This is a genomic window from Hyalangium ruber (assembly GCF_034259325.1).
Taxonomy (GTDB): Bacteria; Myxococcota; Myxococcia; order Myxococcales; family Myxococcaceae; genus Hyalangium_A; species Hyalangium_A rubrum.
In genome coordinates this window covers 96,851-115,201 of record NZ_JAXIVS010000008.1, presented here as the reverse complement: position 1 = coordinate 115,201, position 18,351 = coordinate 96,851, and the positions used below count along the sequence as shown (strand labels likewise).

General features: G+C 68.8%; 13 protein-coding genes. 9 read left to right on the top strand and 4 right to left on the bottom strand.

Going from position 1 to position 18,351, the window contains the following annotated elements; genetic code table 11:
- Positions 1-2 precede the first annotated feature (2 nt).
- Positions 3-1,823, bottom strand: coding sequence for an aspartate--tRNA ligase (aspS, locus tag SYV04_RS23555; RefSeq protein ID WP_321548115.1), 1,821 nt, complete (start codon positions 1,821-1,823; stop codon positions 3-5).
- A gap of 213 nt (positions 1,824-2,036) precedes the next feature.
- Here aspS and SYV04_RS23550 point away from each other — a divergent pair, with 213 nt between their 5' ends.
- The 5 genes from SYV04_RS23550 (at position 2,037) to SYV04_RS23530 (ending at position 7,764) form a co-directional block, all read left to right on the top strand.
- On the top strand, positions 2,037-3,302 hold the full coding sequence (locus SYV04_RS23550; protein WP_321548114.1) for a hypothetical protein: 1,266 nt from the start codon (positions 2,037-2,039) through the stop codon (positions 3,300-3,302).
- Positions 3,303-3,320: 18 nt separating this feature from the next.
- Positions 3,321-4,070 carry a hypothetical protein gene (locus SYV04_RS23545; RefSeq protein ID WP_321548113.1) on the top strand — a complete coding sequence of 250 codons (750 nt, stop codon included), beginning with the start codon at positions 3,321-3,323 and terminating at the stop codon, positions 4,068-4,070.
- A 214-nt stretch (positions 4,071-4,284) separates the two neighbouring features.
- Positions 4,285-4,506, top strand: a complete 222-nt coding sequence (locus SYV04_RS23540; RefSeq protein WP_321548112.1) for a YHS domain-containing protein — start codon at positions 4,285-4,287, stop codon at positions 4,504-4,506.
- A 25-nt stretch (positions 4,507-4,531) separates the two neighbouring features.
- Positions 4,532-5,557, top strand: coding sequence for an endonuclease/exonuclease/phosphatase family protein (locus SYV04_RS23535; protein WP_321548111.1), 1,026 nt, complete (start codon positions 4,532-4,534; stop codon positions 5,555-5,557).
- A 131-nt stretch (positions 5,558-5,688) separates the two neighbouring features.
- Positions 5,689-7,764 carry an FUSC family protein gene (locus tag SYV04_RS23530; RefSeq protein WP_321548110.1) on the top strand — a complete coding sequence of 692 codons (2,076 nt, stop codon included), beginning with the start codon at positions 5,689-5,691 and terminating at the stop codon, positions 7,762-7,764.
- 10 nt (positions 7,765-7,774) lie between these two features.
- Here SYV04_RS23530 and recJ read toward each other — a convergent pair whose 3' ends face one another.
- Entirely contained in the window at positions 7,775-9,487 is a 1,713-nt protein-coding gene (gene recJ / locus SYV04_RS23525) for a single-stranded-DNA-specific exonuclease RecJ (protein ID WP_321548109.1), read from the bottom strand.
- Positions 9,488-9,705: 218 nt separating this feature from the next.
- Between recJ and SYV04_RS23520 the strand changes: the two genes are divergently transcribed.
- The 4 genes from SYV04_RS23520 (at position 9,706) to SYV04_RS23505 (ending at position 16,058) form a co-directional block, all read left to right on the top strand.
- Complete coding sequence (locus tag SYV04_RS23520; RefSeq protein ID WP_321548108.1) at positions 9,706-10,290, top strand: outer membrane beta-barrel protein; 585 nt, start codon at positions 9,706-9,708, stop codon at positions 10,288-10,290.
- Positions 10,291-10,471: 181 nt separating this feature from the next.
- Positions 10,472-13,459 carry a hypothetical protein gene (locus tag SYV04_RS23515; RefSeq protein WP_321548107.1) on the top strand — a complete coding sequence of 996 codons (2,988 nt, stop codon included), beginning with the start codon at positions 10,472-10,474 and terminating at the stop codon, positions 13,457-13,459.
- A gap of 39 nt (positions 13,460-13,498) precedes the next feature.
- Positions 13,499-14,488, top strand: coding sequence for a ferritin family protein (locus SYV04_RS23510; protein WP_321548106.1), 990 nt, complete (start codon positions 13,499-13,501; stop codon positions 14,486-14,488).
- 328 nt (positions 14,489-14,816) lie between these two features.
- Complete coding sequence (locus tag SYV04_RS23505) at positions 14,817-16,058, top strand: cytochrome P450 (RefSeq protein ID WP_321548105.1); 1,242 nt, start codon at positions 14,817-14,819, stop codon at positions 16,056-16,058.
- Positions 16,059-16,088: 30 nt separating this feature from the next.
- Here SYV04_RS23505 and SYV04_RS23500 read toward each other — a convergent pair whose 3' ends face one another.
- Together SYV04_RS23500 and SYV04_RS23495 are read right to left on the bottom strand one after the other, a co-directional pair.
- Entirely contained in the window at positions 16,089-16,958 is an 870-nt protein-coding gene (locus SYV04_RS23500) for a class I SAM-dependent methyltransferase (RefSeq protein ID WP_321548104.1), read from the bottom strand.
- Between the two features lie 82 nt (positions 16,959-17,040).
- Complete coding sequence (locus SYV04_RS23495) at positions 17,041-18,255, bottom strand: MFS transporter (RefSeq protein WP_321548103.1); 1,215 nt, start codon at positions 18,253-18,255, stop codon at positions 17,041-17,043.
- Positions 18,256-18,351: the final 96 nt, after the last annotated feature.

Genomic DNA, 18,351 nt, shown 5'->3' with positions numbered 1-18,351 from the left:
GCTTACTTCTGCGCCGGAGGTGGCGCCGAGCGGACGTGGACCTCCTTGAGCTGCCGCTCGTCCACATCGCCCGGCGCGCCGGTCATCAGGTCCGTGCCCGTCTTCGACTTCGGGAACGGAATCACGTCACGCAGGGACTCGGCGCCGGTGAGCAACATCGCCAGGCGGTCCATGCCCAGGGCAATGCCGCCGTGCGGCGGGGCGCCGAACTTCAGCGCGTCCAGCAGGAAGCCGAACTTGGTGCGCGCCTCCTCCTCACCGATGCCCAGCGCCTTGAAGACCTCGGACTGCACCTTCGGATCATGCAGGCGGATGGAGCCGCCGCCGATCTCGAAGCCGTTGAGCACCACGTCGTAGCGGTGGCACTTCACCCGACCTGGATCCGTGAGCAGGTACTCCACGTCCTCGTCGTGCGGCCGGGTGAAGGCGTGGTGCGCGGCGGCCCACGTCTTGGACTCCTCGTCGTACTCGAACAGCGGCGGGTTCACCACCCACAGGAACTTCCACTGGCCGCCACTGCCGTACTCCGGAATCAGACCCAGCTTCTTGGCCACATGGACGCGCAGGTTCGCCATCACCGTGTGGACCAGCGACTCGCGGCCGAACTGGAAGAGGATGAGGTCGCCCGTCTTCGCGTTGCACGCCTGGTTGATGGCCAGCCGCAGCGCGGGGGTGATCGTCTTGGCCAGCGGCGACTGCGTCCACTCGCCGCCCTCGCCCACCTTGGCGCGCGCCAGGCCGCGAGCGCCCGCCTGCTTGGCGAACTCCTCCAGCTTGTCGGACTCGGCGCGGCTGAGCGCCTTGTCCGCCGGAATCACCATCGCCTTGACGATGCCCTTGTGCTGCACCGCCTCGAACATCAGCGGCACCCCGCCCGCCTCGCCGTGCTCGCGGATGAGGTTCGTCAGGACGATGTGCTCCAGCCCGAAGCGCAGGTCCGGCTTGTCGTTGCCGTACTTGTCCATGGACTCGTAGAAGTCCATGCGCATGAACGGCGTGGGCACGTCGATATCGAGGACCTCCTTCCACAGCCGCTTAATCAACCCCTCGATGATGGTGAAGATGTCGTCCTGGGTGACGAAGCTCATCTCCACGTCGATCTGGGTGAACTCCGGCTGGCGGTCCAGGCGCAGGTCCTCGTCGCGGAAGCACTTGACGATCTGGAAGTAGCGCTCGAAGCCCGCGACCATGAAGAGCTGCTTGTAGAGCTGGGGGCTCTCGGCCAGGGCGTAGAACTTGCCCGGGTTGAGGCGGCTGGGGACCAGGAAGTTGCGCGCGCCGCCGGGCGTGTACTTGCCCATGAACGGCGTCTCCAACTCGAGGAAGCCGTTGCCCACCATGTACGAGCGGGTGATGGCATTCATCTTCGAGCGCGTCATCAGCGACTGCTGCAGCGGCCGGCGGCGCAGGTCCAGGTAGCGGTGCGCCAGGCGCTTCTCCTCGCTCGTCTCGATGTTGTCCTCGACGAGGAACGGCGTGGGCTCGGAGCGGTTGAAGATGGTGAGGGCGTCCGCCTTCACCTCGATGTCACCCGTCTTCATCTTCGGGTTGGCGTTCTTGCCGCGGGAGATGACCTTGCCGCGGATGCCGATGCAGTACTCGAGCCGCAGCTGCCCGGCCAGCTCATGGGCCTCCTTGGCATCTGGCTCGAAGACGACCTGGGTGAGCCCTTCACGGTCCCGCAAGTCGATGAAGACCGCGCCGCCGTGGTCTCGCCGATTCTGCACCCAGCCGAAGAGAACCACCTCCTGGCCGATGTGCTCCTTGGTGAGCTGACCGCAGCTGTGGGTACGCTTGACCTGGGTGATGAACGGGACCGCCATGACACCGCCTGCGTTGAAGGACGTTCGTGAACGAAGGGGCGGCACCATACGGAGCGTGGAAACGATGCGTCAAGGAATCCGGAGGGCGGCCTGCTCGCTCCCCACCTGGGGCCTCGGGCTGCTGCTGCTGCTGGGCGCCCCCCGGCCCGCGCCGCCACCTTGACTCCGCCGGGCGCTTCTGAATGCGGCCGGGACCGTAGTAAAACGCGGGGTATGCATCGAACCCTCATCGTCGCCGCGCTCGCCTCGCTGGCCGCGTGCGCTCCCGAGCCCGAGGCCCCGGTCCGCGTCAGCGCCCTGGTGCTCACCAACAGTGGCACCTACGTGCCGCAAGAGGTCCAGCTCACCACCGTCACCAACGTCGTCAGCATGGAGGGCGTGGTCGCCAAGCTGGTGGGCGGGGCGCGCATCCGCTCGGACTCCCAGGATCCGGAGCTGATCAACGCTCCCACCGAGGAGGCGTTCGGCAACGCGATGATCAAGGGCGGAGGCCGGGACGTCACCGCCAGCTTCATCACCCACGATGGGGTGCTGTGGCCGGCCGACTTCCACACCTGGAACATGGTCACCGCCTACTACAACTTCGAGAAGGCCTTCGACTACTTCCGCACCGTAGGCAACATCCCCCTGGCGGACTTCGGCGACCCCATCACCGTCTACTACTTCCCCGAGTTCATCCTGGCCGACACCAGCGGCGAGGCGCTCAAGGACAACGCGCTGTACTTCCCGCCGGTGCAGGCCTTCATGGTGCTGCCCTTCGACGAGCTGCAGCGGGCGCCGCTGGCCATCAACGCGGGCATCATGGCGCACGAGTACTCGCACCTCATCTTCAACAAGAAGGTGTACGGCGGGCGGCGGCTGCCCGAGGCGCTCATCCAGTGGAGCGGCTTCGCCGCCAGCCCCGGCGCCAACCTGCTCAAGTCCCTGGACGAGGGCCTGGCCGACTACCACGGCTTCGGCACCACCTGTGACAGCCCCACCGGCTGCGACACGCGCTTCCTGCGCACCTCGTTCGACGACAAGTTCAGCAACGATCGCGATCTGGCCAAGTCGGACCGGTGCATGGACGTCTTCCTGCGCACCAGCCTCAACCAGGACAACCTCAGCACGTTCGGCGGCGCCGGCCGCGAGTACGTGGTGGGCTCCATCCTCGCCAGCGCGCTCTACCAGGCGGGCCAGGCCGGCGGGCTGGCGCAGCACAAGACGCTCCAGCGCGCCCTCGTCTCCGCCTACTCGGACACCACGCCCAACAACCCGGGCCTGGCGCAGCTGGTCAACCTCACCCTGGGCGATCAGACCAACTTCAACCTCATCTCCGCCTCCGCGGTGATCATCAACCACATCACCGACCTGCCGCTGAAGACGGCGGTGTGCAACGAGTTCATCGACCATCTGGCAATCCCTGCCTCGGCGCTGTCGACGGTGTGCCCGCCCTCCGCGCAGGGCGGCAATACCTGCCCCCGGCTTCCGAATCCCTGAGTCATGAGGACCTTCACCTTGCACGCTCGGCTCCTGCCCTTCCTTCTGGGGGCACTCGCCCTCTCCACTCCCGCCCTCGCGCAGGACGAGGACGAAGACGCCCCCCTGGCCTACCCGGACGAAGAAGAGGAGGAGGACGCGCCGCGCAAGCTCCCGCGCCGCAGCAGCGATCCCACCGCCGACTTCGACCGGATGGCCGACGAGGAGGAGGCGGAGGGCGACTTCGAGCGCATGTACGGCTCGGATGATCCGAACAAGGGGCTGGCCGGCGAGCTCATCCTCGGCACCATGTTACTGGACAGCTCGCGGGGCCGCTTCGCGGATCCAGCCTTCGGGCTCGGCCTGCGCTTCACCTGGGAGTTCGGCCGCATCCTCGACGCGGAGCCGCTGCGCGAGGCGCTCTGGCTGGACGTGCGCTGGACGATGGCCGGCCGCAGCGAGGGCACGGAGCTCGTCGTCGGCAGCACGCGCATCCACTACTTCGCGGTGGCGCCTGCCTACGAGTTCACCTTCGGCCCGGAGAAGACGTACGGCATCTTCGGGCAGCTGGGCGCCGGCATGGCCTACCAGTCCACCTCCATCACCGTGAACGAGGAGGCCACCCCCATCAAGGGCACCAAGCCCCTCATCCAGTACGGCGTGGGCTTCCGGGGCCGGCCCCGGCTCTCGGAGCGCATGGCGCTCACCTTCCGCGTGGAGCTGATGCGCTTCCGCCGCGGTTATATGGATGACACCTTCGTGGGAGCCAGCGCGGGCACCGCCTTCTAGCGGCCGCTCGCGGCTTTCTCACCGCATGGAAAGAGGAGCGGAAACTTTTTCCCTGTGAGGGTTCCGCCCTCCTCTCCCGACCCGCCGGGTCTGCCTCGCATGTAGCCGCCATCCTTGGAGTCGGACCATGGCATGGCTCCTGCTATGGCCTCCGCGTGGATGGGGACGCACGGTCCGCGCGAGGGCTGGCGTCCCGAGGTGGGAGGCGAGCGTGATGAGAGGCGTGCAGAGCCGTCATCTGGATCCGGTCTGCGGTAGACACTTGGAAGGACCGGAGGGTCGACCCACAGCGGAGTACAAAAAGCGCCGCTACTTCTTCTGCTCGGAGCGGTGCCGCACCGCCTTCGAGAAGCAGGCGGAGCGCTTCCGGCTGAACGACCTGGCACGCGCGGGCGCGCTGCTGACGCCGGGCCGGGTGCGTTGGGGCATCTCCTGAGCTAGAGAGAGGCGACCGCCTCTCCATGTCCATTCACCGCGCCGCCGCTCTCGCTCCCGCTCGCCTGCTCCTGGCATGGCTGCTTCTACTGGCGGGGGTGGCTGGGTGCATCCAGGGCCAGAGCTTCGTGGAGGAGTCTCCGGGAGGCTCCGTGCCCCCGCCCTCGTCCTCGGATGGAGGTCCGACTCCGAACCCGGACGGGCAGGAGCAGGAGGCGCCCGCCGCTGGCACGGTGCGCATCGCCGCCTTCAACGTGCATCGCTTCTTCGACACCGTCTGCCAGTCGGGCACCTGCGGAGGCACGGCCTATGAGGAGCTGCCCTCGCCCGAGGCCTTCGCCTCGAAAGCCGACAGGCTCGCCCGAGCCATCACCTCGCTGAAGGCGGGCGTGGTGCTGCTCGCGGAGGTGGAGACCCAGCCGTGCCTGGACGCGATCCAGACGCGACTGCCGGGGTTCTCCTCGGCGGTGCTGGGCGAGCTGGGCACGCCGGCCTCGGTGGACGTGGCCGTCCTGGCGCGCTTTCCCGTGCGCGAGGTGCGCAGCCACCGGGCAAGTCATCCACTGACGCGCCCGGATGGAACGACCACGCGGTTCTCCCGCGAGCTGCTCGAGGTCCGCCTGGACGTGGAGGGCACGGAGACCATCGTCTTCGCCTCGCACTTCCGCTCCAAGGTGGACGACGATCCCGGCCGCCGGTATGCGGAGGCCGAGGCGGCGCGAGAGATCATCACCGCCGTGGCGGCCGAACGGCCCGGCGCGCTCGTGGTGCTCGGAGGCGATCTCAACGACGTTCCGGGCTCGGCGCCCCTCGAAGCGCTAGAGCAGGACGGAGCGCTGCATCGCGTCTCCAGCGACCGCCCCCCGGAGGAGACCGGAACGGTGTGGTACCGGGGTGTGCGCGAGCCCATCGATCACCTCTACCAGGCCCGCGACGCGGCGGGCCGGTACGTGCCGGGCTCGTTCCGGGTGGTCGGCGACACTGCGGTCAGCGGGCTCGGGGGCTCGGACCACGCCGCCGTTCGGGCCGACTTCGAGCTGCCCCGCCCCTGATGCGCTGTCGGGTCGGCCGTGAAGCAAGCCGGTGAGCAGGCGCTCCCCTCGCCCTGTGACCTGCGGCCGGGCCTTGGGGGCACGCACGGACGGGCGCCCATCCTCACCTTCTCTGCCAGAGGAGGGACCGGATGCTCCGGGGTGAAGGCCTGCGCACATCGTATTGGTGGAACCGGTTCGTCGCCTCGGACCCGGACCTGGCCCGGCTGAAGATGGGACTGCGCGCGGTATTGGGGATGGGCCTGAGCCTCGGGGCGATCACCGTGGCGGGCCGGCTCCTCCACCAACCCACCGCCCTCGGGCTGGTGGGGGTGAACGTGGGGATGATGGCGGCGATCAGCGTGCAGGACCCGCTGCTCCCTCAGCAGCGCGTGACCCAGCTCTGCATGCCGCTCGTCGCCGCGGTAGCGGTGTGCCTGGGCGCCTTGTCCTCGGCGCACGAGGTGGCGAGCGCGCTCCTGTTCCTGGGAGTGATCTTCCTGGCGGTGTTCGCCCGGCGCTTCGGCCCTCGTGGAATGGCGCTGGGGATGATCACCTTCATGACTTTCTTCTTCGCGCTCTTCTTCCACGCGAGCGTCGCGCAACTTCCCTGGATGCTCGCCAGCATCGGCATCGGAGGCGCGATCGCCTATGCGGTCCGGTTCTGGCTCGTCCCGGATGGCTCCAACGCCTCCCTTCGCCGCACGTTCACCATCTTCCGGCGCACGCTCCCTTTGCTGCTGGCCGATCTCTCCAGCGCGCTCCAGGTGTCGGGCAGCCGTCGCTGGGAGTGGATCATCCGGCACTCGCTGCGGCGGCTTCACGATGGAGCGATGGAAGTGGAACGGAACATCGAACAGGCGGACCCGGCCACCCTCGCGCCCGGACTCCGGAAGGAGGAGCTGCGAGAACACCTGCTCGAGCTGGAACTCTCCGCTGAGCGGCTCGCGTCCACCCTCTACAGGCTCCTGGACTGGGACACCCTCTCGCCCGAGGACTGCCAGAACCTCCGTGCGAAGCTGGCCACGGCCCGGCGCCAGGTGCGAGACAACCACGCGCCCTCCCCTTCTCTTTCCGGTCCCGCTGCTTCCGCCACCACCGCGGTCGAAGCCGCGCTGGTCGAGTTCCAGCGCGTATACGCGCGGCCTCTGCGCTCCTCTTCCGGTGTGCCTCTGGCCGCCGCGACCGAGCAACCTCCAAAGGAGAGCGAGAAGCCCGTCCTGGAGGGGCTCCACCCCAGCACCCGTCAAGCCATCCAGGCGACCGTGGCCTCCGGGCTCGCCATCATCGTGGGGCACATGGTCTCCAGCACGCGCTGGTACTGGGCGGTCATCGCCGCGTTCGTGGTCTTCAACCGCGCCTCCACCCAGGGGGACATCCTGCTGAACGCGTGGCAGCGCATCCTGGGGACCGTGGTGGGCGTGGTGGCCGGCCTGCTCGTGGCCACGGCGGTAAGCGGCCACCCCAACCTCGAACTCCTGCTCATCTTCGGCTGTGTCTTCCTGAGCTTCTACATGATGCGCGTCTCCTACGCGTGGATGGCCTTCTGGCTCACCACGCTCATGGCGGCGCTCTACAGCCTGCTGGGCCGCTACAGCCCGGACCTGCTGTACCTGCGGCTCTGGGAGACGCTGGTGGGCGCCGGCTTCGGCGCGCTGGTCTCGGTGGTGCTCTTTCCCTCTCGTACGGGCGTCCGCGTCCGAAAGGCCGCCGCGGAGACCTTACGAGACGTCGCCTCCTTCCTCGATGCCGCCGCGACCCTACCCAGGCAGAACGGGGGCGCCGCGATCGTGGAGCGGGTACGGAAGATCGACGCGAAGCTGCGCGAAGTGCGCGAGGCCGCCCGCCCACTCAGCACACGTGTCTCACTGGTGGAGCGGGAAACGCTCCGGCTGGTGCATGCCCTGGCCTCGGTCGTCTTCTTCGCGAGGCAGCTCGCCCACGCCTGCTCACGGCGCCAGGCAGACGCGGAGCGGGTCCACCAGTTGGAGGTTCAACTGGCGGAGAGCGCACGCAGCCTGGCCGCGACGCTCGAGGGCGAGCAATCCGGTGCGGCGCTAGCGCCTACCGAGCCTCCCCAGGTCACCCCCGAACGCCTGCCTCGAAGCGAGCACGGAGACACGAGGACCTCCCCGCTGGTGCTCCACTGGCTCAAGCGAATGGATGATGCGCTCGTCGAGATCCGCGAGTTGCTGAGCGTCATCGGCCCCCGGCGCCTGGCGCGCTGAAGGCACGGACTTACGCGGCGATGCGTAGGTCCTTGAGCCGCAGGGACACGCGGCGCTGGCCCCGGAAGGTATCCATGCCGACCTGGAAGGCCAGGTCCACGGGCCCCTCGACGAGCGAGAGCCGATCGCCCATGCCGAAGCCGATGGCGTCCACCTCGGGAGCATCCACGAGAGCCAGCTTCAGATGGGCCGAGCCATAGCCCGTCTTGGGCGTCAGCACGCGGGGGCGGGCCATCTGCCGGCGCAGCACGAGCACCGGCTCGGGGTTGCCCTGGCCGAAGGGCCCCAGCTTCTGCAGCGCCTCCACCGCGCGCTCGTCCAGGTCCCTGGGAGTCACCACCGCGTCCACCTTGCAGCGGGGGACCAGGTCCTCGGGGGTGAGGCGCTCGGTGGCGATGCGCTCGAAGGCCTCGCGGAAGGCAGGCAGCCGGTCCGCCTCGATGGTGAGGCCAGCGGCGTACTTGTGGCCGCCGAAGCGCACGAACAGGTCCGAGCACCCGTTGAGCGCGTCGAACAAGTGGAAGCCCTCGATGCTGCGCGCCGAGCCCTTCCCCACCCCGTCGGTGACACCGACCATGACGGTGGGGCGGTGGAAGCGCTCCACCACGCGCGAGGCGACGATGCCGATGACGCCCGGGTGCCACCCCTCGGAGTAGAGGACGAAGCCGCGCGAGTCCTTGCGGGTCTCGGCCTGCTTGAGGGCCTCGGTGAGAATGGTGCTCTCGATGCCCTGGCGCTCGGAGTTGGCGCTGTCGAGCACCCCCGCTAGGCGCCGGGCCTCCTCGGTCGACTCGGAGGTGAGCAACTGGAGCCCGAGCGACGCGTCATGCAGGCGGCCAGCGGCGTTGATGCGAGGCCCGAGGCGGAAGCCCACCTGACCGGCGGTGACGGGGGCCTCCGGCTCCATGCCCGCGACCTCCTTGAGGGCGCGAACGCCGGGGCGGCGGGCAGCGGTGAGTTCCTGCAGCCCATGGGCGACGAGGATTCGATTGGCGCCAGTCAGGGGCACCACATCGGCCACGGTGGCCATGGCCACCAGGTCCATCAGGGCCTTGAGGTTGGGCTCCTTGCGGGTGGCGAAGAAGCCGTCCTCGCGCAGGCGCTTGCGCAGGCCCATGCAGAGGTTGAAGGCCACGCCCGCGGCGCACAGCGTCTTGGTGGGGTAGTCGCAGCCGGGCTGGTGCGGGTTGAGCAAGGCCACGGCGGGAGGCAACGTGGCAGGTACCGTGTGGTGATCCACGACGACGACGTCGACGCCCAAGTCTCTCGCGCGGGAGATCTCGGCCACGGCGGAGACGCCACAATCCAGCGTCACCAGCACCCGGGTTCCCTCGGAGGCGATGCGCTCCACGGCCTGGATGTTGAGGCCGTAACCCTCCCCGATCCGGTGTGGGATATACGTGGCGGGTCGGGCGCCCAGCTCGCGCAGGAACAGGGCCAGCAGCGAGGTGGAGCACACCCCGTCGACGTCATAGTCACCGTAGAGGGTGATCTTCTCGCCCTGGCGGAGCGCCCGGGTGAGGCGCTCGACGGCGGGGGCCATGCCCTTCATGCGGAAGGGATCCGGCAGGTCGGCCAGCTTGTCCGAGAGGAAGGCCGAGGCGGCCTCGGGGGTTTTGTACCCGCGATGAAGGAGGATGCGGGCAGGCAGCGGGTGAAGGCCCAGCTCCCCGGCAAGGGAAGCCACCTGCTGATCCACCGACTCGGGTAACAACCACCGCACTCGCCTGTCTCCTCTACCCGGTAGGGGGTGGCCACCGAGTGCCAGCACCGAGTGACCACACATTACCCTAAGCGTCTGACCAGCACAGCCCGACCTGCGGGGGCGACACTTCCCTTCCTGAACACGCGTTCAGACAAGCGCTTGCCTCCCTGCCTGGGAGGGCGCGCGGAGACGGCCGAGTGCCCAGCTTGAGTGCACCACCCGACAAGGAGGCTGGAATGATTCGGAGAGGGATCCAGATCGCGGCGCTGGCATTGGGGTTGGGCGTGGCGGGAACAGCCGTCGCCCAGAACAACAACAAGCAGGGGGATCTCAACGTATTCCTCAAAGGCGGCGTGAGTGACTACACGGGCGACCTGGGGGACGACGTGAGCACGGGGCCCGCGTGGGGTCTGGCGGTGAACGTGCAGCCCACGCGCATCCTGGGCTTCGAGCTGGGCTACGACGGCTCGAAGAACGACGTGAACAATGACCTGCTGCCGGATGCCTCGTTCACGCGGCACGGCGGCACGGGCCTGGTGAAGCTGGCTCCGCCGCTCCTTGAGAAGGTGAAGCCCTTCGTGGGCGCGGGCCTGGGCGTCTCGTACATCTCGGTGGACGGGGGCGCGGGGCTCTACGACTCGGACATCGTGGAAGAGGTGCCGGTGGCGGCGGGCATCGAGTTCAACAGCGGCGCGGTGACGGCGGGCTTGCGGGCCACGTACCGACTGCTGGTGGATGAGAACGTCGCCAACGACGTGTCGCTGGGCAACCCGCAGGGCGGCCTCTTCGACGCCTCGTTCACGCTGGGCGGCCGCTTCTAAGGTCCGCGGCAGGGATTCACGGCTCCGACGGGTCCAACCCCCGTCAGGGCCACTCCATCGGGGCTGGAAGCTGCTGAGTACACAGCGGTTTCCGGCCCCGGTGCTTTCAGGCCCCTCCGGTGGACAGTCTTTCGTGCCCGGTGCTACGTCGACCTGACACGTCGAGCCTTCAGGAGCGGCTGTGCCTACCTTCCATCCTCATTCATTGAAGCGCCTCTGCGCGCTCATTCTCGGCCTGCTGCTCGTCACCGCCGCTGGCGGCTGCGATTGCAACGGCGGCAGTGAGATCATCGATCCCTCGGACGCGAAGCCGTCGGATCTGTACGGCTGGTGGACGCACACCGATGCGCAGAGCGGGAACGTGACCGTCTTCGGCTTCGTCCCCCAGGCGGAGGCCGCCCGGGTGCTGCCCATCAAACCCGAGGAGGCCACGGGCGATGTGTCCGCCGTCTACCAAGGCCCCCGAAACTTCCTGTCGGAGCCCGTCCAGCTCGCCACCTTCGAGGTGAAGGACGGAGAGCTGCTCCAGACGGTCATCCGCGATCTCAACGCGACGCCCGGCACCCAGCAGCGCACGCGCATCGTGTCCCTCGAGGCCCAGCGCACGCTGGGGCTCCAGTCCACCAACTCCACCACGGGGAGCCGGAGCTTCTCCTTCTCCGCCCGGTGCCCCTCGGCCCAGCCCCACGGCTCCTTCGACGTGGCGGGGCAGATCTGCAACACCTACTTCTCGGGGGCCACCTCCCTGGCGGTCGACGCACAGGGCGGTGTCCACGCGGCCAGCTCCGTGCTCGGCAGGCCGGAACCCCCTACGTGCGCCCCGGGAAAGTTCGCACAGCCCACCTACAGCCACTTCGCCAGCGCGTGCGGCCCGGGCCTCGACCCGCTGCCCTCGTTCCGCTCCTCCGCGATGATCACCGACGAGCGCACGGTCCACTTCGCCTACGCGTCCCTCTCTGCGTCTGACGTCAGCCGGGAGGCCCTGCTCTTCTACCGGTACCGTCCGCTGGATCTGCGCGGAGACTGGACCGAGGAGCAGGTCGCGCCCCAGGGCTACCCCGTGTTCCAGATGCGCCTGTTGCTGAAGGGCGGCCAGCCGCTGCTGCTGGTGAGCCGCACCAACGGGGTGATCGAACTCTACCGCCGGGACGCGGGGGGCTGGACCCTCGTGCCCACGCTCCTGGCCAATGGCAGTCCCCTGGCGGGACAAATGGCGGATGCCACGCTGGATCGCGAGGGCCGGCTCGTGCTGCTCCTGGAGTCGAGCCACCAGCTGGCCTACGAGCGCGCGTCGGGCTTCGAGTTGATCCCCGTGCCGAGGGCCGTGATGACGGGCTTCGGCGGCGGGGTGACCACCGACACGAGCGGCCGCGTCCACGTGGTCTACACCTACAGCCTGATCGGCGACAACGCGAGCGGCGTGGGCGGCCGGGTCATCAACGGCAGAGGCATCTATGGCGTGTATGACGGCACCGCGTGGGCCTTGCACGAAATGGGACCCATGGCCTACCCGCGCATCATCACGCGACCCGAGGGGCCCTGGCGCGTCGTGCATGCGATCGAGAAGGCCGCCAAGCCGGCGCTCGCGCTGACCGAGCTCGCCGCGGACGGCAGCCTGCGCTCGGAGCTGCTCTCGCTGGAGCCCTCCTTTGGTCAGGGCAACAGCCCGGAGCCCTACTACAACCCCTCGGCGGCCATAGGCGCCGACGGGACCGTGGCCGCGGCCTGGGACGGCAACCGCGTCTACATCCGCCCGCCCGAGGCCCAGCGCACACCCGCGCGCACCACGCTCACCCTCAAGCTCGAGGGCCGGGGCCGCGGTCGGGTCCGCTCGTCCGACGGGACCATCAACTGCACGGAGACTTGCAATGTCGAGGTCCCCATCGGCGCGCGCTACCAGCTCTTCTTCGAGCCGGAGCCCGGCAACGCTTGGGAGCAGTTGACGTGTGGCTCGGGGTACTTCGCCCTGTACGGGTACTGCTGGTTGGACATCTTCCCGGGCGCTTCCCAGCAGGTGACCGTGAAGTTCCGCGAGTCGCCGGTCAGCTCCCTGCTCCCGGTGGGCGCCGCCGATGGCAGCTCGATGGTGAAGCGGCTCGCGGCGCGGGGGGGACGCGTGGCGATCTCGGCCACCACCACGAACGGAAAGCTGCCCATGGGCCCCAGCGTGGTGGAGGTAGCCTCCGCGCAGGAACTGCTGGGGGTGCGCGAGAGCGATGGGCGGGTGTGGGGCGCGGCGCTGCCCACGACGCCCGAAGCCCTGGGCTTCAGGTCCGACGGCAGCGTGTCCGCGATGTTCCTGGCCAACCGCGAGTTCAACTTCCCCAGCGGCACGGTGGGCAGCCACACCGCGCCCGTGCTCATCCTCGCCCACTACGCCAATGGGAGCTTCCAGGGGATAGAGCGCCTCGCCGAGCTGCCTCAGGGCACCAGCTTCGCCGTTGACACCGGGACGGTGGGGGATGACGACGCGGCAGCCGCGGTGCTCTCGAACTTCTCCGGGTTCGGCGGACTGGGCTTCCCCGAATACTCCCTGCTCGTCTACCGGAGCCCCACGGGCACCGTCACCCTGCGGGGGCTGGCGCAGACCCAGACCGTGACGAACGATGGGCAGACTTCCCTGGCGGCAGGGCGCGCCGCCGTGGTCCTCAATGACGACTTCCAATTGAGCTTCGATGGAAGCAACGTCGTGGCCACCCGCTCGGTACAGGATGCGACCGTCGTGACGGTGAGCCAGACCGGGGATCGAACCCTCTCCCTCTGGAGAACGTTCCAGAACTCGATCAACCTGGGCGGAGGGCCCATCGCCGGACAGGGCAGCAACAGCACCTACTATGCCGAGTACGGCCAGGACGGCCGCTACATCACCGCGAGGGTGCTGCCCTTGTGGCAGGGCGCCAGCTACCTGGCCCCCGCGCCCTCGGGGCCGATCTTCGCCGGGCCGAACAACCGAGGGGGCCTCATGGTCGGCCGGGTGACGGATCCGGGCTACCTCTTCAACTATGCGGGAGACCTCACGGGCAACAAGGCCACCCCCTTCCTGGCGGACAGCGATCTCGAAGCGGGCAGCTTCTGGGTCGCCGTCCGACACCAAGGGACTGTCGACTACGACGTGGCGACGATCCAGGAGCCCTTCCGCCAGCTCCTCGTCCAACTGCGCCTACCGTAGGCTCACCTTCCGAAGCCCCCTGCACGCCGAGAGGATGCCATGCACAGCCGCCGGAACTCCTTGCCTCCCCGAAACCGCCGGCTCCGGCGGACCGTGGCCCGCCTGCTGGTCGCCGTCCCCGCGCTGTCGCTCACGGGCTGTCCCAGCGGAGATGACGGGGGCTGCATCCCGTATGACGGAGGCCCAGCACGTGGGGGCTCCTATGAGACCTTGTTGGATGGGGGAGTGCCCACGAACGAGAACTGCATGGAGGTGTGCCTGCGGAGGTGGACCAACACTGAGCGCTGCGAGGTGCAAACATCGCCAGCGACCTACCTGGATGGCGGTCAGGGCGTGAGCACCACGACCTACTGCCACTACTACAGTCCGGGGGGGTGTGCTTCGGACGGACGCTTGCCAGAGGGGCTCCTGGAGCCGCGAGTGGAAGCGCATTGCGCCCTGGGCGCCCACTTCGCCCAGGTGGCCTGGATGGAGGCCGCCTCCGTGCCCGCCTTCCTCCGGCTCGCGGACGAGCTGAAGGCGCACGGTGCTCCCGAGGGGCTGGTCCGCGCGGCGCGGCGCTCGGCGGGGGATGAGGTCCGCCACACGCGCGTCGCGGGGGCGCTGGCCCGGCGGCACGGCGCTTCGGTGCCCGAAGTGGAGCTCCGTCCGTTCTCCTCGCGCTCGCTGGAGGACATGGTGTTGGAGAACGCGAGGGAGGGCTGTGTCCGGGAGACCTTTGGCGCCGTGGTGGCCGCCTGGCAGGCGCGGCATGCCCAGGATGCGCAGGTGCGAGAGGAGCTCGGCCGGATTGCCGAGGATGAGCTGCGCCATGCCGAGCTGGCCTGGGCCGTGGATGCCTGGGCGGCGGAGCAGCTCACTCCCGCGGAGCGCCAGCGCGTGCGGACCGCCCGCATCGAGGCGTTCCACGAGTTGGAGCGCCTCTTGGCGGAACAGGCGTTGGAGGACGTATTGATCCAGCAGGCGGGCCTGCCTTCGCGCGACGCCGCTCTCCACCTCCTGCGAGGGCTCCAGCCCCTGATCGCATAGCGAAGTGCCGCTCGCTATTCATCGAGATGGACGGTCTCCTCGAAGGAGTCGGCGTCCCTGACGGTAAGCACGCGGAGCCGGGGGAAGCGCTCCTTCACCCGCGCCACCACATCGGGGAGCTCCTCGCGGGCCTGCTCCTCCAATGAGTATTGAAGCGTGAGCTCCCCGAGACTGTCCGACGTGGCGCCGTCGGTCCGAACCTCCCAGAACTTGTTGGACGAGCCTTCCCGCCGAGCTGAAATACGTCGGATACAACAGCGTTAGGAAGAGAATCCGCGGGGTCCGCCTCTTCATCCCGAGGCGCCGGTGAACCCTTGCACGAGGAACCATGATGGGCATGCCGATGGAAGTGACCGATCCCTACGGGCTGCTGAGCCCCGAGCGGAGGCAGAACCCCTACCCCTTCTACGCCCGGCTGCTGCGGGAGGCGCCCGTACACTTCAGCGAGCCATGGGGAGCCTGGGTGGTGACGCGCCACGCGGATGTGAATGCGGGCTTCCGCGACATGCGCCTGTCCTCGGTCCGCACGGGCATGTTCTCCCAGGGGATGTCCGAGGAGGTCGTCCGGAAGCTGGCGCCGATGAACCGCAACATGGCCTCCTGGCTGCTCTTCCATGATGCGCCCTCGCACACGCGCCTGCGCTCGCTCATCAACAAGGCCTTCACGCCGCGCATGGTGGAGGCGCTGCGTCCCCGCATCCAGGCGCTGGTGGAGGAGCTGCTGGACGCGAGGAGGAGCAAGGAGCAAATGGAGGTCATCTCCGAGCTTGCCAACTCGCTGCCCGTCATCGTCATTGGCGAGATGTTGGGGTTGCCGCGGGAGGACCGGTACCGGCTCAAGCAGTGGTCGGACAAGCTGGCCAGCCTCATCGGCACGGGCCGTCCGACGCTGGCGGAGGTGGAGGGGGCATTGGGAGCCATCCTCGAATTCGAGGACTACTTCCGGCCGCTCCTCGCCCAGCGGCGAACCCAGCCGGGCAGTGACCTGTTGAGCGCGCTGGTACAGGCGGAGGAGCACGGCAACCTGCTGAGCGAACAGGAGGTGCTGTCCACCTGCACCCTGGTGCTCTTCGCGGGACATGAGACGACCACGAACTTGATTGGCAACGGGCTGCTGGCGCTGCTGCGCCACCCAGAGCAGTGGGAGCTGCTGCGGGGCGCGCCGGAGCTGCTGCCGGACGCGGTGGAGGAGCTGCTGCGCTACGACTCGCCGGTGCAGTTCACGAACCGCGTGGCGGCCGTGGACCTGGAGCTCGGAGGCCACACCTTCCGGAAGGGGGACCGGGTGATGCTGATGATCGCGGCGGCGAACCGGGATCCGGTGCAGTTCTCGAATCCGGACCGGCTGGACGTGCGGCGCAAGGAGCTGCGACACCAGAGCTTCGGCATGGGCCCGCACTACTGCGTGGGAGCGGCGCTGGCACGCGTGGAGGCACAGGAGACGTTCGCTGCGTTGCTGCGCCGCTTCCCACGAATTCAGGTGGCGCCAGGGGCCGTGCCAGAGTGGGCGGACAACGTGGGCTTCCGCGGGCTCCTGTCTCTGCCGGTGGTCCTCGATCCCGCGACCTGAGAGGAGACCTCCGGACGGCGGATCTGACACTCAGGTCCCGGAGGATTTCGTGCCCACCGCGATGAGCCCTTCATTGGTCACCGCGAAGGGGCCCTCGCCCTGTCTCTCCCGTAGATCATCGATGAGCGCCCGGCGGAAGGTCTCCCGCTGTGCGGCGTTCATCGCCTCGAAGAGCCCGGCCGACGCTGGCGACATCGAGGACAGGCGTTGCTCCAACCACTCCGGGCTCTCGAAGGTCCACACGTGCGTCACCGACACCACATGGGCCCGTGCGAACCCCACGGAGAGCAAGCGCCGCCGCAGGTCATCGGCATCCCCGAGCGCCGCCCAATGCGGTGGCTTGCTCGGAGGGGGCAGGTTGGGAAGAGCCTTCATCACCGCGCTTCCAATGAGCCGGAACATCTCTCCCCGGCTCGGCGGCGCCCACGTGGTAACCACCGCTTGTCCGCCGGGCTTCAGAACGCGCAGCAACTCCCTCAGACCCCGGTCGTGCTCGGGGAAGAACATGAGCCCAAAGAGGGATGCCGCGACGTCGAAGGAGGCGTCCTCCACCGTGAGGGCCTGCCCGTCCATGACCGCGGTCTTCACCGTGGTGAGTCCCTGAGCCGCGCACTTGCGCCCGATCGCCTCGATCATCCCGGCGGAAAAGTCCGTGGCGAGTACCTCGGCGCCGCGGCGCGCGGCCGCGAAGGTGAAGACCCCCGTGCCGGCGGCGACGTCGAGGACGCGAGAGCCCGGGCGTAAACGCACTAGGCGCACCGCGTCCTCGGCGAAGTGGCGGGTGGCTCCCTCGGCGAAGTCATCATAGGCCTCCGCGGCGCTGCTCCAGGCTTCCGCTCGTTCCTCGGGAGGATGTGACTTCGGGGGGTGGACTTCACCTTCAGGGATATGGGCGCTCACCGTGCTCCTCCTCGATCCGCGCCCCTCCTTATCATCTCGGTGCGGAGCAAGCGGCGCGGAGGAGCCGTCAACATGGGGGGAATCATTGCCCTCTGCGCACCATCAGCGCCACCGCCGCCGAGGCAGCAGCCAGTCCGAACACCGCCTGCACCCCGACGTGCTCGAGCACGATGCCTCCCAACACCGAGCCGCTGGCCATGCCGATGAAGACCACGGTGAAGAAGCTGGCATTGAGCCGGCTGTGAGCTTCAGGGTCGAGGCCGTAGACGATGGTCTGGTGCGCGATCAGCGAAGTCTGCGCGCCGAGATCGAAGACCACCGCGGCCAGGCCGATGAGCCACAGCGCGGCGGAGCGACCAAGGTAAGGCATCGCGAGCAGCGCGACGAACGACCCGAGCACCAGCACCGCGCCAAGGCGGGCAACGCCCCCCGGGCCTCGGCGGTCGGACAGCCGCCCGGCCAGCGGCGCGGCCAGCGCTCCGGCTGCGCCGGCCAGACCGAAGGCGCCGGCCGCCGCACTGCCCAGGTGGAACGGTTCGGCGTGCAGCCACACCGCCAGCGTCGACCAGAACGCGCTGAACGCTACTGACAGCAGACCTTGCGCGAAGGCAGCGCGCCGCAGCGCCGAATGACGCCGCCACAGGGTCAGCAGCGAGCCCACCAGCGCGGTGTAGGGCAGCGACGTGGTCGGCGCGAAGCGCGGCAGGCGCCAGCGTAGCAGTACGGCCACTCCCGCCATCCCCACGGCGGCGAGCGCGAACATCCAGCGCCAGCCCCACTGGCCCGCCACGGTGCCGCTGACCACTCGCGAAAGCAGGATGCCGAGCAGCAGCCCGGTCATCACGGTGCCAACGGCGCTGCCCCGGTGCGCGGAGGGGGCCAGCGTTGCGACGGCGGGCACGATGTCCTGGGCCACCGTTGCGAGCAGCCCCACGGCGAAGCTCGCCACCACCAGCAACGGCAGGTTCGGCGCCAGGGCGCTGGCCAGCAGCGCGGCCACCAGCAGCAGTGTCTTCACGATGATGACCCGCCGACGGTCGAAGCGGTCTCCCAGCGGAGTCAGCAGCAGGATCCCCAGCGCGTAACCGAGCTGCGTCAGCGTCGGCACCAGTCCCACCGCCGACGGCGAAGTGTGCAGCGCCTCGGACAGCAGCGCGAGCATCGGCTGCGCGTAATAGATCGAGGCGACCGCCAGTCCGGTGCTCGCGGCCAGTGTGCCGAGCAGCGGTGGGCTCAGGGTGGCGAGTCGAGTGGCGTGCGGTGCGGCGGTGGGGGTCAGCGAGTAGCTTGGGGACATGTGCGGCTCCTGGCAGGCATCCAGACGTAGCCTCAGTGTGCTCAGTGCCCATCCGCTCCTGTAGAGGTCCGGTCCGCACAATTGCTATACGCGGTC

Excerpts from the sequence above, each read along its gene's own strand:
- aspS (WP_321548115.1), bottom strand. The coding sequence starts at position 1,823 with ATGGCGGTCCCGTTCATCACCCAGGTCAAGCGTACCCACAGCTGCGGT.
- SYV04_RS23550 (WP_321548114.1), top strand. The coding sequence starts at position 2,037 with ATGCATCGAACCCTCATCGTCGCCGCGCTCGCCTCGCTGGCCGCGTGC.
- SYV04_RS23540 (WP_321548112.1), top strand. The coding sequence starts at position 4,285 with ATGAGAGGCGTGCAGAGCCGTCATCTGGATCCGGTCTGCGGTAGACAC.
- SYV04_RS23535 (WP_321548111.1), top strand. The coding sequence starts at position 4,532 with ATGTCCATTCACCGCGCCGCCGCTCTCGCTCCCGCTCGCCTGCTCCTG.
- SYV04_RS23530 (WP_321548110.1), top strand. The coding sequence starts at position 5,689 with ATGCTCCGGGGTGAAGGCCTGCGCACATCGTATTGGTGGAACCGGTTC.
- SYV04_RS23520 (WP_321548108.1), top strand. The coding sequence starts at position 9,706 with ATGATTCGGAGAGGGATCCAGATCGCGGCGCTGGCATTGGGGTTGGGC.
- SYV04_RS23510 (WP_321548106.1), top strand. The coding sequence starts at position 13,499 with ATGCACAGCCGCCGGAACTCCTTGCCTCCCCGAAACCGCCGGCTCCGG.
- SYV04_RS23505 (WP_321548105.1), top strand. The coding sequence starts at position 14,817 with ATGATGGGCATGCCGATGGAAGTGACCGATCCCTACGGGCTGCTGAGC.
- SYV04_RS23495 (WP_321548103.1), bottom strand. The coding sequence starts at position 18,255 with ATGTCCCCAAGCTACTCGCTGACCCCCACCGCCGCACCGCACGCCACT.